13 protein-coding genes are annotated in these 15,867 nt (G+C 51.3%); 8 read left to right on the top strand and 5 right to left on the bottom strand.

The window, feature by feature from the left end:
* The 5 genes from AC2215_RS27365 to AC2215_RS27345 all read right to left on the bottom strand — a co-directional run.
* Positions 1 to 2,594 (bottom strand): CHAT domain-containing protein (locus AC2215_RS27365; RefSeq protein ID WP_486813206.1); only part of this gene is annotated, 2,594 nt, incomplete at its 3' end.
* A 260-nt stretch (positions 2,595 to 2,854) separates the two neighbouring features.
* Positions 2,855 to 3,232, bottom strand: a complete 378-nt coding sequence (locus AC2215_RS27360) for a nucleotidyltransferase family protein (protein WP_486813205.1) — start codon at positions 3,230 to 3,232, stop codon at positions 2,855 to 2,857.
* A 149-nt stretch (positions 3,233 to 3,381) separates the two neighbouring features.
* Entirely contained in the window at positions 3,382 to 3,627 is a 246-nt protein-coding gene (locus tag AC2215_RS27355) for a helix-turn-helix domain-containing protein (protein WP_486813204.1), read from the bottom strand.
* 290 nt (positions 3,628 to 3,917) lie between these two features.
* Positions 3,918 to 4,172 carry a helix-turn-helix domain-containing protein gene (locus tag AC2215_RS27350; protein WP_486813203.1) on the bottom strand — a complete coding sequence of 85 codons (255 nt, stop codon included), beginning with the start codon at positions 4,170 to 4,172 and terminating at the stop codon, positions 3,918 to 3,920.
* A gap of 253 nt (positions 4,173 to 4,425) precedes the next feature.
* Complete coding sequence (locus tag AC2215_RS27345) at positions 4,426 to 4,614, bottom strand: helix-turn-helix domain-containing protein (protein ID WP_486813207.1); 189 nt, start codon at positions 4,612 to 4,614, stop codon at positions 4,426 to 4,428.
* A gap of 178 nt (positions 4,615 to 4,792) precedes the next feature.
* Here AC2215_RS27345 and AC2215_RS27340 point away from each other — a divergent pair, with 178 nt between their 5' ends.
* The 8 genes from AC2215_RS27340 (at position 4,793) to AC2215_RS27305 (ending at position 15,448) form a co-directional block, all read left to right on the top strand.
* Positions 4,793 to 5,563, top strand: coding sequence for a hypothetical protein (locus AC2215_RS27340; protein WP_486813202.1), 771 nt, complete (start codon positions 4,793 to 4,795; stop codon positions 5,561 to 5,563).
* Between the two features lie 45 nt (positions 5,564 to 5,608).
* Complete coding sequence (locus AC2215_RS27335; RefSeq protein ID WP_486813201.1) at positions 5,609 to 5,965, top strand: hypothetical protein; 357 nt, start codon at positions 5,609 to 5,611, stop codon at positions 5,963 to 5,965.
* A gap of 131 nt (positions 5,966 to 6,096) precedes the next feature.
* Positions 6,097 to 6,663, top strand: coding sequence for a hypothetical protein (locus tag AC2215_RS27330; protein ID WP_486813200.1), 567 nt, complete (start codon positions 6,097 to 6,099; stop codon positions 6,661 to 6,663).
* Between the two features lie 3 nt (positions 6,664 to 6,666).
* Positions 6,667 to 8,889, top strand: coding sequence for a type IV secretory system conjugative DNA transfer family protein (locus tag AC2215_RS27325; RefSeq protein WP_486813199.1), 2,223 nt, complete (start codon positions 6,667 to 6,669; stop codon positions 8,887 to 8,889).
* 24 nt (positions 8,890 to 8,913) lie between these two features.
* Positions 8,914 to 9,405 (top strand): GIY-YIG nuclease family protein, encoded by a 492-nt coding sequence (locus AC2215_RS27320; protein ID WP_486813198.1) that lies wholly within the window; start codon positions 8,914 to 8,916, stop codon positions 9,403 to 9,405.
* A 113-nt stretch (positions 9,406 to 9,518) separates the two neighbouring features.
* Positions 9,519 to 9,653: a hypothetical protein gene (locus tag AC2215_RS27315; RefSeq protein WP_486813197.1), complete on the top strand. Its 135-nt coding sequence runs from the start codon at positions 9,519 to 9,521 to the stop codon at positions 9,651 to 9,653.
* Between the two features lie 52 nt (positions 9,654 to 9,705).
* Positions 9,706 to 13,278 (top strand): hypothetical protein, encoded by a 3,573-nt coding sequence (locus AC2215_RS27310; RefSeq protein ID WP_486813196.1) that lies wholly within the window; start codon positions 9,706 to 9,708, stop codon positions 13,276 to 13,278.
* Between the two features lie 340 nt (positions 13,279 to 13,618).
* Positions 13,619 to 15,448, top strand: coding sequence for a protelomerase family protein (locus AC2215_RS27305; RefSeq protein ID WP_486813195.1), 1,830 nt, complete (start codon positions 13,619 to 13,621; stop codon positions 15,446 to 15,448).
* Positions 15,449 to 15,867 lie beyond the last annotated feature (419 nt).

Here is a 15,867-nt window from a genome sequence, read left to right as displayed (position 1 = left end):
TTTTCCACCACTCCGCCAACGGGAGCAGCAAAAGAACGATCGCCCGAGATAGACGCAAATCCACCGCGACTGTCCTGAATTCGTTCCACATCCGCCAGAAAGAAGCCGTGAGTGGCAATGTGGAGAATTTGGGGATTCCGTGCGGTCTTCAGGGCGTTTTCTGTCGCCTGAGTGGTAGTGAGGATAGTGGGGTCGTTCAGTAGGGGGCGAATGGCTTCAACTTCAGCCGCCGTACCGGGGAGGGGACCGACTTGGATTTGGCTCAGTTCCGTGGAACGGCGCTCTGGGATAGCACGAGAGGTATCTGGGGAAGAAGAAGCCTGGGCGATGGTTACGGAATCGTCGGCACTGTTGTAGTCGGGGTTCGCCAGCACTACTGCCGGAGCGGAACTCGGAGGAACGATGCCGAATTTGACTAAATCCCGTCCGGTGTTGAGATAGCTAATTTGGTATTGCTGTACCAGATAGTCTCCTCCAGTTTCCGTTTGCAGTGCCTCGAAGGGGAGGCGGTTGAGTTGGCTGTCGGGGGAGATGAGGAGGTGGTCGGTATTGGCGAGGTAGGGGGCGATGGGGTCGAAAACGAGGGTTTTGATATTGTCTGTCACACGTTCGACGAAATCCGGACGCAGTTGGGGTCGCGCTCCGGCACGGAGGTCGGCGCTGGGGTCTTGGAGGAGGCTGCGGAAGGACTCGACGGCATCGTCGATGGGGGCAGCATCGCCGATGTCAACGGCTTGGATGTTGCCGTTGCTGAAGAGGAGGTAGGCGGCGTAGCGGGGTTTGCCGACGCTGGCATTAACAGCATCGAAGGGACGATAGCGCGCGTATTCGACGAGAACGCCATTGGTTGGAAGCTTGGCTTGGACGGCAGCAATTTCTACAGGTTGGGTTTGGGCGCGGAAGGTGGCGCTGCGGCGAGCGAGGGTGGTTTCGAGTCGGTTGGCATCGGTTTCGAGTTGGGCGAGTCGGGTCTGATATTCCTCCAGTGGTAGATTGGGAGGAGGATTGAAGGTGAGGGCAGACAGTTCTCGGCGAATATCGGCGAGTTGGTCTAAGATATCTTGGTCTTCGGGGGTGAGGTTTTGGCGCAACAGTTGCAGGCTGCTGGTTCCGGCATCGAGGATGCGACCTTTGCGGCGCAGGAGGGTAGTTAGGGCGAGTTGGGCGGCTTCGGGGGAGTTGGGGGCGGTTTGTAGGTGGAAGGAGATCGTTGCGTCGGTCGTATTTGAAATTGTGGCAGTATAGGCTTGGCGTTGGGTATCGGCGAGAGTTGCAAGGTTGAGGTCTAGGTTCCATTCCTCAATTTCAAGACCTGCTTGTAAGTAGCTTAGGGCTTGGGCGGTATTTCCTTGGGCTTGGTACAGAACTGCGAGGTTGCTGAGGCTGGCGGCGACATCGGGATGGCGCTCTCCTAACTGCTCGCGGATAATCTCCAGAGCGAGCTGAAAGCGGGGTTCGGCCTCACCGTACCGTCCCTGGTCTTGGTACAGAACTGCGAGGTTGTTGAGGCTGGTGGCGATGTCGGGATGGCGTTCTCCTAATTGCTCTCGGCGAATATCGAGGGCTTGGAGGTAGCGGGGTTCGGCTTCGGCGTATCGTCCCCGATCATAGTAGAGTCCGGCCAGGTTGCTGAGGCTGGCGGCGACATCGGGATGGCGCTCTCCCAATTGCTCGCGTCGAATATTGAGGGCTTGGAGGTAGAGGGGTTCGGCTTCACCGTACCGTCCCTGGTCTTGGTAGAGCAATGCCAGGTTGTTGAGGCTGGTGGCGACACTAGGATGACGCTCTCTCAATTGCTCGCGGCGAATATCGAGGGCTTGGAGAAAGAGGGGTTCGGCTTCACCGTACCGTCCCTGGTCTTGGTATAAGCTAGCTAGGTTATTGAGACTGGTGGCAACATTGGGATGGCGCTCTCCTAATCGCTCGCGGACAATCTCTAGGGCTTGGAGGTAGCGAGGCTCGGCTTCGGCGTATCGTCCCTGGTCTTGGTAGAGCAATGCCAGGTTGTTGAGGCTTTGGGCGACAGAGGGATGGCGCTCTCCCAATCGCTCCCGACGAATCGCTAGACTTTCCTGAAGCAAAGGTTCAACCTCGCTGTAGCGACCTTGTTGGTACAGTTCGATCGCTTGCCGATTGAGTTGGCTGGCTCGTTGTAGCGCTAAGTCGGCAGTAGTTGCAGAGCGCCAACTGAAAGTGTATTCTCCTGTCCGACCGGAGTTGCGAGAAGTAACACCTACCTGATATGTTCCAGTTTCTGGGAGTTCGATGGTCAATCGGGCGTTTGTACCATTACCACTGTTGTCATCACGACCAAGAATCTCACCACTAGGACTCTGAAGACCAATAAGGGCATCAAAGTCTTCACTAACCAGTTCAAACGTGACGGTTTCTCCGGTGATTCCTTCATAGGGGTGGGTTGTGGCGTAACGACCATCATCCAGGGTTTGGCTATTCTCATCCAGTTGCCCCGTTACCGAACCGGGTGTCACCTGTGCCAACTCTTGGGGAGTGGCTCTCCGAGGTAGCAGTCCCGTACTCCCCACCGCCAGCAGCATCGCCAGCACTCCACCTGCCACTGCTCGACTCTGCCTCATGTTCGATCGCTCCTACACTCTCTTCTGTAGAATACATATTTTCGATCGCACGGAGCTTATGCAGTATTTCAGCGGTAGACATCTGAAGGAAAAGAGGGAACGGGGAATTGGAGAGACAAGGGAGAGGGGGGAGACAAGGGGGACAAGGGAGAGATTTTCTGAACCTTTCACTAATGCTAGTAGAGGTTCTCGATGGGGGGATGCGATCGTTTAATTGGTGTTATTCTTCCTCTCTGACTTGTGTGATTTTTTCCATTCCATCAGCTCGATCGTGTTGGAGAGAAAGTAGCCGTTCGGCGATCGGACTTCTCAATCGTCGCGATCGGATCGAACCTCTTCATATATTGCACCACAGCCGAATCTAAAACCTCCTGACGAAAATAACGGCTCAAATCAAATGGGGTTCGCAGATCGGCTTTTCTGCCAATCATCTCCGACAATTCGATTTCCATCCCGGCTAATCGGAGCAAACCCGGAATTTTATCGGGTTCAAATTCGACTAAGAAATCCACATCGCTATTGCGAGTAAAATCCTCCCGCAAAACCGATCCGAACAGAGATAGCTTCCGAATATGATGCTGCTGACAGAACGCAGCAATGCGGTCTCGCGGAATTTCAATAGGTAAATTTTCGTGCATCTGCTTTTTCGACTTCATTCAAGAGCTAGCCCGACGTTATGTTGTCTGAAGGTTTTCCCCGGTGCGATCGAGCGGACGCTCGGGATTATCCCCCAACTCTTTCTCGTAATCCTCCCAGCTTACATCTGGCTTATCCGGGTCGCGTAGCATTATGTTTTGTCTTCAACTGTTTTAATTAAATCTTCTAAAGAAATTTTTTTGGCGAGTCTTTGGGCAAAGTAATCTCGGAGTGCTAAGAGGATATCGATTCTAGGTTTTCTTACAGATCCATTTCGGTAGCTGCCGATGGTGTTGAGGTGAATGCCTGTTGCATCGGCAACTTCCTTATTCGTTAGACCTTCATCCCAGAATTTACTCAAATCAACTCTGACTTCTTTTGTCTTTATCTTTGTCATGTCGGTGAATACATATATTTCTACTCCTGAGATTAACAATCTATTGGTTTAATCATCTATGTTTTAACAAGGTCATGTGTTTAAGTGATTAACTGAGTTTATTGAAAAAAAGTGGTCTATAAATAGGTTTAATGTTCATAAACACACAGAGTCTTGTGAGTTAATGGTAAAGTGAGCGTATATAAACAGTCTAAACAGTTCACCTGTCAACATAAACAAATGACTGAAATGACTATGTATCAAGACTTAGAGCCGATCGCTCTAAGTTTTCATGCGATCGAGGCGATCGGTTATTTTGTGGCTTCCTGTTGACTTGTGGCTTCCTGTTGACGAGGCTTTTCAGGAGGTATCCACTCTAGAACAACCCCTGGTTGAACTCTAAAAGCGTCGCAAATTTTTTTTAGCACCGTAGAAGAGGGAAGCTGATCGGGGTTGTGATAAAGAGCGTAAGCAGTTGTGAGCGATACCCCTGAACGTTTTCCGAACTCGTAAGTGCTTATGTCTAGTTCGTTTATAAGATTTTTGACCTTGTTGATCACGGGCATTCTTTAAACTTTGACCCTCTCGGTATTACCACTTGGCTTGTATTATCAAAATATTTGATATGTTTATGCCTTAACTCCCATTCTATAATTATTTTGTATTACAAACGGGTTGTATATATTAATCTAGCTGTATATATTGAGGGTGTAAACAACCTAAACAGTTCACCTGTCAATATAAACAGATGACTGAAATGACTATCTATCAAGACTTAGAGCCGATCGATCGAAGTTTTAATGCCATCGAGGCGATCGGTTATTTTACTGGCTGCTGAACGACTTCAAATAAATCTGTAAGGTCTTTGATTTTGAAGTAGTCCATTAATTTGACTACCGTTTCTTTATCAACTCTCTGCCATTCGTTTCTATATAGGTTTCGGATTGTAAGCGGCTGTAGTCCTGTTTCTTCGTAGACTGCTTTTTGAGATAAGCCCCTCTCTTCCATCAGGTCTTTTAGCTTACATATCATCTCCATGGTGTCCTTACGCTCAATCGCTACGACACCTAGTATCGCACTAGTAATTGTAGCGTATAAATGTCTAAATACATATTGCGCTGTTGTGCATATATGCGCTATAGTTCGCTTAAGCGAAACAAAACAGTTCACTCGTCAACCTAAATAAATGACCGAAACGACCATATACCAAGACTTCGAGCCAATTGAGGCAGAAGTCCTAAACAATTCACCCAACACTTTAGTCAACAGTTCAGACAACTTAGTAAATGGTTTATTCGAGCAAGGTAAAGAGTTTACCCCTCTGACTCGCCGCGAATTTGCCACTGCGAACAACATCACTCCTGCCTACGTCGGTCAGCTCGTTAAGCGCTTAGCGAAAATCTGGGAACCCATCGATCCGAATTTCACCGTTCTAACTACAGACGACAAAATCACAAGCAACGCACAGCAAGAATTACTCGCGATGATTGCCCAGAAGCCCGCCAAATATCAAAAGCGAGTATGGGCCGAATACAGCTACGACCCCAACGCCCAACCTCAAACTCAGCCACAGCAAAACGTTCGAGAATCATCAGCCCTTGCCCAATCTCCATGTGCGCGGTCACGATTCAGCCAATGGGAACAAGCCATCGCCACATCCGAGAGTCAGATTGAAGCGATCGATGTGGAATTCGTCGATTCCCAAACTGCCCAGAGTACAGCTCTCGATACCTACTCGATAGCCCGAGAGCGAATCGAACGGCTCCAAGCCGCAGCCACCCACAACCGGGAAACCAGTAATGCGACCTTTTTAAACCAAGTGGCAGCGGACGCTCTCAAACTCAAAGCCCAAGCCGACCAACTCAGGGAATTGATTCTCTCGGGTCAACTCGATGCTTCTGCACTGGCGGCGATGGGACTCACGGAGGGGAGCCATGCCGCCAAAAGCCCGAACTAAAGCCCTGGCGTTATCTTTCAAAGCCCTGCAAATTGTGGAGGATTCATGACAAACACAACCCAACATTTCGATCGCTTCATCCGTCTCAAGCTAAATCCACCTCAAGCCCGATGGCTTGCCGAGCATCTATCGGAAGAAGTCAGATTCTTCGATCGTCTTGAAGACTCCGAACGAACTCCACAAGAGCGATTGTTATTTTCCGAGCTTCGCGCCCTCGATGCCCAGCTCGATGGGAAATTGACCGGTTCCGTCCCTCCCGCCGGTTTTGGGAGGCCTCTCAACGCTCCCGAAGCTGTCGAAGATGAGGCTTCCGGGGAGAAAATTGCCCCGGCTTTTGGCGAATGGGCGATCGATGGGGTCGATTCTCTCATCGATCGGATTCAGGAAGGACAAGAAGAGTAGAGCGATCGCCTCACGTACCACCGAAGTGCGATCGCCCCAAGCGCCAGCCCGTTAGCGCAGCCACGCCGCAGGCTATCTGTGGCAAAAGCCGCGCTCGGGCAGTGAAACATTAACGCTATCCCTATCATTACATGACTTACCTACCCAGTAACTTCTCGCTCCACCTTTCGGGAGTACCCGGCCGCAGCCACAGCAAAAATCCCCCCGGCGTATCCCTGAGTCCCAATCCAGTCAGCGAAGGCGAATTCAAGACAAAGCTCGAAACAACTCAGGGTCGCGGACGCGCCCTCAAACTCCAGCTCGAAGAAGAGAAAAACCGTCAAACCGGGTGGCAAATTGCGATCGAACGGGAGAAAACCTCCGGGCTATCTTACAAACACCAACAACAGGGCCAGAAGACCCAAATCGAACGCCATCGGCTTGACGCGATCGAAGAAGATGCCAAAACCGAGAAAGGCAAAATCGAACACGCCAAACTGCGCGGCAAGATTGCCAGTCAGGAAAAAGCCATCATCGAAGTCGAACTGGGGACGAAAAAAGACGACCTCAAAGCCGCCAAAGACTTCCGGGAAATCAAGCAAGAGCGAAACAAAGTCGCCCTGAAGATTGCCAGGTTCGACGTCAAGGCTCTCGAAGCCGAATTCAACGAACGTCGAGAGCTTCTTCGCTCCCAGGGCTATGAAATTAAGGGGGTGTAAATCATGCAGGATGCTCGGAAGTTAATTAAACCAGGGCTTGTCGGCTTGTGCCTCAGCCTGGGAATTTACGGCTTCTCCTCCGATGCTTCCCTCGCGCGAGCAAGTTTGCTGGTGTTGGGGAGTGCTGGTGGCGGTGCAGTTGCTCGGAAAATTGCCATTGACGGCAAAGACAAAGCCGTTGCCCAAGCGACCCAAACCGAACGGCAAAGGCTCGAAGCCGAATATCGCGATCGACGCGACTCCCTCAAAGACAAAGAACTCGAACTCGAAGCCCAAACCCGCGACCTGGAACGGGACATCGAACAACTCTCTCGACAACGAGACGAACTCGAACAAACAGCTCGCATTGCCACCGCTGCTCGGGAGCGAGAACTCGAAACCGAATACCAGCAAAGATTCAACGAACTCGACGGGGACTATCAGCGGCGATGTGCCGAACTCGACGTCAACCGCCAAGAACTCGAACGGCATCAGACCGAAATTGCGATCGCCAGCGAGAAGTTAGCCAGCGAACGAGAACGACTCCAACTCGAACTCGATCGAGAGCGCAATAATATCGAGCGATCGGCACAGGAAGTCTTCAACGAGAAAATCCTCGAACTCCAACAACAGCGCTCCGAAATCGAGCAGCAAGCCAACGCAAGGATAGCCGAGGTGGTCGAACCCCTCTACGAGGATAACGAGCGTTTAAAGGGCATTCTGAGCCAGCAAAACGCCACCCTCGCCATCCTGGGACAGCCCAGAGGACAGCGCCCGATCGACCATACCTGCCGCGCCATCCTCCAACTGCTACTCGACAACGAAATCTTCGCCCGGTGTGCCGAAGAACAACCCAGCGACACCATCACCCACCAGAACTTCTACTTTCGACTCGCCAAGCTGGCCGACCTCGACAAAATCAAAAAACTCAAATCCCAGCTCGAATATTTGTTCGACTCCACCGGGTCGATATCGGTCAAACAATTGGGTGGGGTGGTGCGAATTGAATTTGCCAAGGGTGTGACCTCGAATAGTTTGTCCCGTCGAGTCACCGGAGAAGTCGAGCAAACCTTCTACAACCTCGAAGACATCGAACAAGAAGCCAGCGGCATCATTGTGGCAGGGAATACGGGGGCAGCCAAATCGAGCATGGCGATTCACTGTGCCGGACTCCTGACCCGCAACAAACCCATGCAAGCCATTGCCCTCGACCCCCACGCTACCAAGAACCACTGGCACGAGTTCGGCTTCCCCGTCGTCAACGATCCCGAGGAAATCCTCAAAGCGATTCGGGCGATTCTCGAACGGCTCAACCATCGCCGAAAGACTGGGGAAGATAGTCCCGAACTGTTGATTATCTTTGACGAAATCGGAGCGCTCAAAGCTGACTTTCGAGATGACAAAGAAGCCATCAAAGATATCGAAAGCTTCCTCCTTAAAGTCGGTAGTGAGGGGCGAAAGTTCGGTATCACTTTAATCGCGATTAACCAATCGAAAAACGTCGAAGCCCTGGGGATTGACGGTCAGTATCGAAACAATTATCTATTGTTACTCTTGAATGCGGCGATCGAGGTGGAAGCCAAAAACGCTGGGTGGGGATACGACGATTTGCGCTGGCTTTACTATCAGTCCCATCCCTACACGGCAATGGTCTCGGGATGCGTCAGTCCCAGACTCACGAACCACGCGACTCACGAGCATCACAAGCAATTTCAGAAGAAAGGCGCTAAGCCCAGATATACCGTGCTACCGCGTCTAGAGCACCCGACTTTGTTAAATCGAGAGCGGATTCGATTTTATTCACAACGTCCTCTTTCTTCTCAACCTCCTATTTCTTCAAAACTTCCTAACAGAAACTCAGAATTACAAAAACTCAATTTTGCCACCACTGGCGAAACTGATACGCCTTTATGCTCCAAGGGTTCCAACGTGATTGCGCCATCCTCACAATTATTAATTGACGATGAGGTGCGACATCAGTACGATGGCGCGGCGACGGTGCAACGAAGCGAAACGGTGCATCCCTTGCTAGACATTGGAAGCGCTCGAATCGAAGCCATCGTCAAAGCAGATGCACGGTGGTCTGAATTGGGGGTTTCGGAGCTGTGGCGACAGATTCAACCTTTAGCCGAGAAAGGACAAAATGCGAAAGCAGTTAAGTCAGTCTTAAAAGCCAGTAAGGGAGAGCGATATCAACGAGGGAAAGAGTTGGTTGGATTGTTGAAAGAAAAGTACTTATCTGAATGACGATCGCATATAACTTTTAAGCCGATGATGTTAAACCTAATTCGCGTTTTCGCCTATCCAAGCGTTTCTCTAGCGCGCGTTAACGACCTGCCTCGCAAGCCCGGTATCTATTTTGCCCGTCGCGGTCTGACCATTCAGTACGTGGGGTTGTCAAAATCGCTCCATCGCCGCTGGACTGCTACCGGCTCCAACGAACACCACCACAAACGAACTCTCGAACGGATGGGCGGGGTGCGGCTCCACTATCGCCTCTGTCAACTTTATGAATTGAGATACATCGAGGCTCTAGAGATTCGACGGTTTTCCCCTCCCCTGAATGACGTTAAACCGATACCTGCTAACCATTTAAACTGGCAGATCCAATTACAGTCTCTCCCCGTTCTGGTAGGAGCGCTCGCAGCCGCCATCGTAGGTTTGGGAATTGTAGAAGCAATCGATCGCGGGGCATTTGGTTTTAAGGAGGCGAATACCGATCGCACGGATGATTCTCCTGGATTTTTGCTACGCGAACGATAGAACGATCCGGGACGATCGCAATTGTGCAATTAAGTAAGCCAGGGCTACAGCTATAGCAGTCGCCACGCACTCGTGCGGACATCGTGAAGCGAGCAGTCTCGATCTCCTTCACGATGAATCAGAAGTATTCTACCGAATTTAATATTATGCCGCCGACGAAAGGAATGCCCGATGGCGAGTTGATGGTTTGCAGCCAATGCGCTCGATGCGTTCGCTGGCAACGAATTAACGGGCGTCCGCCGCCATAGCTCCCGATCTTTTCTCGAATCAACACGCGCAGAAAAATCAGGAGTCGCCAAAATGAACGTTATAACAACCGAACCTCAAACCGCGATCGCACCAGTCAACCGCCAACTGAAAGCCGCCCACAGCGCTCATTTAACAAATGAAGGCTTCCCCCCAGAGCAAATCGATCGATGGCTCTGGGAAGGTAAAATCTTCTCGATCTCCGAAGATGAAGCTCGCTCGATGGGCTTTAAAATTTTCGATCGCCAGTCAGGAGAATGGAAGTCCGGGTCGGGACTGTTTCTTGAATTCACCGATGGATTCGGACAAGTTCGACTCGACGTTCCCATCGTTGTTCGAGACAAAAAAGGCAAGCCGCGCACAGTAAAATACTTAACTCCTCTGGAGACGAAAAGCGTCCCGATGATGCCCGAAGATGCGATCGCCTGGACGGAAGGATGGAAAGACGCACGAGCTGGGTCGATTCTGGGGGGCATCCCAACGGCAGCAGCGGCTGGGATTTCTCATTTCAGGATTTTGCCAAAAGGATCGGGGCTGGTGACGATTGGCGATTCTGACGCTTGGCATAATCCCAACGTCTTCCATTGCATCTTTCTGGCCGGTTTGCATCTTGAGGGCAAATGCGCGATCGTACCCCTGCCACCTGGGGAAAAAGCCGGATTAGTCGAGTTCTTTAAATCCGTCAAAGCCGATCGGACAAAGCCGAAAAATGCGCCCCAAGAATATCGCGCGCTTCTCGACTCAGCTCTGGCTCCCACAGAACTCTTACTCAAATGGCCCGAGATGTGGAAGGGGGCATCGGACAAACGAAAAATCGCGATGGTGAAGAAAGTCGTCAAGTTGGCGATCGAACACCTCAGCGAACCCGAGCGGGTGGCGCTTGCCAACAAAATTGCCAAAGCCAGCGACTACACCCGCAGCGATATCAACAAGATGATGCGCCGGGAGTCGCAAAAGGATGAGGATAAGACGATTGACTTAGACGATCGTGAGAGCCGATATAAATCGATTTGCGATCGTCTCGGACTCGATTATCGCAACTGCGTTACCGCGACGACTTTCGATCGGTTCGTTTACTGCAAGTTCGACGGGAAGAAAAAAGGCGAATCTCGTAAATGGGCGGTTCTCGACCAAAGTTTCTACAAGCTCTCAGAGGATAGCTCCCACTGGCAACTGCAAGACGATCTGGAGATTCAACGCAAGATTGCAGCCGTTGGAGAGAAAGCATTTAAGCTTCGGGTCACTGGAGAGGGTCTCGCCGAGCCGAACTTCCCCTACGAGTGCGATAAGTACGTCAAGTCAGCCTTTGCCTACTCTCGAACCCGACTGCATTGCCAGCAGCCAGAAAACGCCCACCTGATTAGCTTCAAGAATGGGACGCTTGACGTGAAGACTGGGGAATTTCGGGGTCACAACCCCAGCGAACTCCTCACGCGCCACATCCCCCACGATTACAGCCCCAGCGAGCAATGCCCCGGTGCGTTCAGTCTCTTTATCAAGGAATCCTTTGGAAAAGATATGCTACCCGTTATTCGGGCATTTACAGCCATGTTCCTCGATCCGAGCGCTCCCTACGGTCGATTCCCGCACCTCATCGGTCAATCTGGTGGGGGTAAGGGAACCCTCGGACGGTTTTGGAACTCCCTTTACGGCGAGAACGGCTCCGGTTCGGCTTGCTCGTTTGAAGAAATTGCGACCGCTGAGAAGCGCCACCAAAACCTTACTGGAAAATCAATCTGGGGGATTGCCGATATTGGCGGTTACGTTTCGGGTTTACGAGCCTTTTACGAATTGGTAGATAACGGAGAGATGTCAGGTCGCGCCCTCTACAGTGCCAACGGTTATAACAAACGATGGGGGACTCGATTCTGGGTCGCCAGTGTTGACCATCTCCAAATCGAGAACGCCGGGGATGGATGGAAGCGTCGAGCTTACCCCATCCCGGTTCGCAACCGAGTGGTCAAAACCGATCCGTTTCTGCGGCAAGCCCTCGAAGACTGCAAAGCCGCCGTCATCAGTTGGGCGCTGGCAATGCCCAAAGAGGAGCGCGACGAAATTCTCGTCGGACAGCCCAACATTGACTCGGTGATGAATGCCGCGCGAGAAGCCGAACTCTACTCCGATAGCGTTCGTACCTTTCTCGATTTGTCCTTGCGACCGTCGCCAACGTCGTCGATGGACAACGCCGAAATGCATTCCCTCTACGTGGCGTTTTGTAAAGAGTTTGGGTATGCAGCCTCTAACTTCTATAAATTCTTATCTCATCTGAAAACTGTGATTCCTGTCGCACGGGTCGATCGTCGTCGCGCCAAAAGACCCGATGGCAGTTGGGGATGGGAATCAGCTTTCTGGAAAAATATTGCCCCCCTCGACGGAGTCTTTCGGGATATCGGTGACGGGCCGCCAGATGAGTCAACGGGAGAGCGGGAATCGACTGGGGGCGATTCTCTTGCCCAGACGCTACGCGAACGAGAACCTCAATGGGTCTGTCGCAAATCGAAAACTCGCGAGGGGGGATTGGACTTATTTGAGGAGTTTTGGATCGATCGGGGGTCAAATTCCCCAGACAAAGGTGGCATGAAGACACAGCAGGGGTTTGAGTGTTTCGAGCCTTCTCTAAAACTAGACGAGGGATATGACCTCCCAGACAAAGGTGGTATGAAAGAACAGCAAGGGGTTGAGTGTTTCGAGCCTTCTCTAAAACTAGACGAGGGGTCTGACCTCCCAGACAAGGGTGGCATGAACGCACAGCAAGGGGTTGAGCGATTCAAACAACCCGTCGTACACCCTGAATCTGACTCGTACACCTCACAACGTACTGCAACTCGATCGAGGTGTCATGACGGTATAGCAAGGGATTCGGGTGAGTTCGTACACCTCGTACACCCTGAAAATGAAACTTTTTCTGGGGAGAAAAAAAATAATTTAGACCAACCCCCCGCTCGAAAAAATTTCTCTGGGGAAAGTCCCGATTTGGGGGTGTACGAGGGTGTACGAGTTAAGCCAACAACTGAGTTTGATTCTGCAAATCCTTGCAGTGAAAGCCTTACAACGAATATCGAACGCCTATGCCCTGAATCCAATCCCGTAGGAGAAGATTTTTTACCCGTTAAAGGTTGGGCGTGGCTGAGCAACCTACACGACTGGTATCCGGCGGTCTCGGATGAATTGGATAAACAGTTAATGACGGACGTGATTTTTGACGGTCGAGTCGTTGAGATGCTCATCGATCCAAAATCCGATCGGTTTTCGCGGGGCAATGTTAAGCCCACTCATCCTCCCAAATCCGCTAGCCCCAAGTCTACAAATTGTCAGACTCTCGAGAACCAGCCCTCATCCAAGCCAACCGTCGAACAGTTCGAGACAGTAGATTTCACCACCTTCCCCTACGAGCCGAAAAATGGTTGGAATGGGGTGACTAATCCCGATCGCATCAAGGAAAAAAAGGCAGACCAGCTTCGAGAGGCACTATTGGGAGTCAGCTCTCAAGAAGACTACGATCGCATTTGTAAAGACTCGGAACCGGCTTGTATTGCCTGGGTTGATGCTCGGTGGCCGCAAGAGGCTGCGCGTCGTCAGAATTTGCTCGCAGCGATCGCTAACTCCGAACAGCAAACACTATTCTAACGTCAGTGCGCGGATCGGACTGTTTCAGTTAAAGGTGGGGAATGGAGAGACTTGGGAGAGGGGGAAGACAAGGGAGAGAAAGATTGAAAATACCCTCATGTTAGTTCGGACTGTCCGCGCTCTCACGGCAATATAGATATATGCTTACCGATATCGTCTCCTCGAATTTCCAGGTTGCTCGAACGTTACCGAGAGTTGGCATTTGGGCGAGGTGACTCAAGCAAAACTGACGTTCGAGATTTCACTGACTCCCCAATCCACAAAATCAAAACACGTTACGAATACTTTATTTTAAATAACGTGTTTTTGCTATAATATAACAAGTTATGAAAGTAGACCGATGACCGCCACACCCTCAATAGTTGACGATCCTGAATATGCCGTAACCAAGCGAGAAGCTCTGGCACTTTACGAAACCCTCTCCGGGGTATCGAATCTCGATCGGCGTTCCCAAACTTGTTACAAAGCCTGCCGCAATCTTTACGACGAACCCACCATCGCGCTTATTGCCAGTTCCGAAAACGAATATCTCCGAAGTCGGTTCAGCATTGCTACGCTCGGAACCCAACTCAGCAAGCACGGCTATTACAAGCGGTTTCGATCGATTCTCCTCAAAGACGGGCTGAATGCCTACCTCGAAGAAAAACGCGATGGCTCCAAAACCCTCAAACATCTATTCTTCAAATATTGTGGACTGACCCCAGAAGAGTGGCTAGAGCGCAACGATACAGACCGGGTGGTATCTCGCTTAGGGAATGCCCAAACTCTCAATCCCGGTGAGGTCATCGAGAAAGCGATTTCCCTGATTCGATCTGACGACCATTGGGAAATCGCCGCTGGGCTGATAGCCTTGACCGGACGCAGACCCCACGAAATCGTTGCCCGTGCCAAATTTACCGTTGATGGTGAGTATCAAGTCATGTTCTCCGGGCAGGGGAAAAAGCGCGGTAAAAAGCCAATTTTCCCCATTGCCACCCTCGCACCCGCAGAGCTAATCGTAGCGACGCTAAAACACCTAAGAAATCGAACGGAAATCAAAAGTCTACTCAAAGAAGTCAGAGCCAACAATCCCCGCGATTGGGTCAGACAGAACGACGAAATCGATCGCCGAACCAACAAGTCAATCAACCGAGCGGTCAAGCGGGAATTTGCTTCGGTGCTACCCACGCGGCACGGAGAAACTGAGGATAACTGCAAGGCATTGCGAGCGGCTTACAGTGCGATCGCCACCAAGCGAGATAAAGGTGAGGGTTCGATCGGGGAACAGATGTTATATGCGGCCCGATTGCTCGGTCATTTCGTTGGAGAGTCTCCCACCGACAGCGACCTCAAACATATCACCACCACCATCGGTTACAGCGATTATCGAGTCAACGGAGAAGTCTCCCATCCCCCCATGTCAGAATCAATCCCCTACAAAAAACTCCCCCAACTTCGAGTCACCCCAGAGGCAAAAGAGCAAATCGCTCTATGGGCAGACTTATGGGAGTGCAGTTATCACGAGGTCATCTCGCGTCTCGTAGCCGCAATGCATGAAAAATTAGAAGCCCCCATCGAAACTGAGTCGCAGCTCGAACCCGAACTTCAAGCCTCATCTGAGGTGCGAGATATGCCAGCGGACGAAAAAATTCACACCTCAGAAGACAAAGAAACGTCCTCAACCCAAACCAACACGCGACTCGATGCCCTCGAAGCCAAATTCGATGCGCTCGCTCAGATGATGGAACGCTTGGTACAAGGTCAACCCGTGCAGCCCCAAACCGAGTCCACATCCTCCCCGACACCCAAACCCGAACCACAGCCAGCTAAGCGCAAAGTCACCCGCGATTGGTCGCAAGTGAGCAACGACGAACTATTCGGTTTTGGTGAATTCGAGAGGCCAGCACGGGGAACTGGAGCCAGTGACGAGCGAATTGAGCGTGGGGTACGAGCAATTATTAACCACAACGACCAATTTCCCGCTCATGAAATGGGACAAGTAAAATGGTCGCTCGATAAGTACGCCGTGCGCCAGTTATCCGGCTGTAACGGCACAGTGGTGAAGCGATGGTTTGACGAGCATCACGGATTGATTGACGACCACAACCACAAGCACGGGTTAACGGATGTGTTTCACAATCGAGACAACCATCAGGGAGAAGAGATTCGAGATGCGATTGCGCTCGAGTGATATCAAATCCGGTTGAATGACCGTACATTCCGGAGGATGCGAGCTGGCAATCGCGGTGGAGGCTGGGGGAGCGGTCGGACCCCGCGTCGGCGGCAAGAGGTCGGACCCCGCGTCGGCGCAAGACGCAAGGGAACGCCGACCGAAGGGGGGAGAAAGTGACTCGTGGGATGTTTATATTATGGTTAATTACCCGGATCTGATATGAGTCTGGTATGCGAGCCACAAAGCACACCCATCGTCAATCCGTCAGAACAGGTTCCGAAAATTTCAGAACGCAATACGTGCGACATGAGGTCGTATGTTCCAAGTGAGGTGAAACCTCTAGGGAAACCTTCTCCCTATTCCCATGTAAAAGGGTCACTGACCCCGCCTACGACAGAAGTAAGTAATGAACCTGTTGGAATGCAAGGCACAAAAGC

It is taken from the genome of Zarconia sp. (assembly GCF_057467645.1).
This window is presented reverse-complemented; position numbering and strand designations above follow the sequence as displayed.

Coding starts and splice junctions, on each gene's coding strand:
- AC2215_RS27360 (WP_486813205.1), bottom strand. CDS start 3,232: ATGCACGAAAATTTACCTATTGAAATTCCGCGAGACCGCATTGCTGCG.
- AC2215_RS27355 (WP_486813204.1), bottom strand. CDS start 3,627: ATGACAAAGATAAAGACAAAAGAAGTCAGAGTTGATTTGAGTAAATTC.
- AC2215_RS27350 (WP_486813203.1), bottom strand. CDS start 4,172: ATGCCCGTGATCAACAAGGTCAAAAATCTTATAAACGAACTAGACATA.
- AC2215_RS27345 (WP_486813207.1), bottom strand. CDS start 4,614: ATGGAAGAGAGGGGCTTATCTCAAAAAGCAGTCTACGAAGAAACAGGA.
- AC2215_RS27340 (WP_486813202.1), top strand. CDS start 4,793: ATGACCGAAACGACCATATACCAAGACTTCGAGCCAATTGAGGCAGAA.
- AC2215_RS27335 (WP_486813201.1), top strand. CDS start 5,609: ATGACAAACACAACCCAACATTTCGATCGCTTCATCCGTCTCAAGCTA.
- AC2215_RS27330 (WP_486813200.1), top strand. CDS start 6,097: ATGACTTACCTACCCAGTAACTTCTCGCTCCACCTTTCGGGAGTACCC.
- AC2215_RS27325 (WP_486813199.1), top strand. CDS start 6,667: ATGCAGGATGCTCGGAAGTTAATTAAACCAGGGCTTGTCGGCTTGTGC.
- AC2215_RS27320 (WP_486813198.1), top strand. CDS start 8,914: ATGATGTTAAACCTAATTCGCGTTTTCGCCTATCCAAGCGTTTCTCTA.
- AC2215_RS27315 (WP_486813197.1), top strand. CDS start 9,519: ATGAATCAGAAGTATTCTACCGAATTTAATATTATGCCGCCGACGAAA.
- AC2215_RS27310 (WP_486813196.1), top strand. CDS start 9,706: ATGAACGTTATAACAACCGAACCTCAAACCGCGATCGCACCAGTCAAC.
- AC2215_RS27305 (WP_486813195.1), top strand. CDS start 13,619: ATGACCGCCACACCCTCAATAGTTGACGATCCTGAATATGCCGTAACC.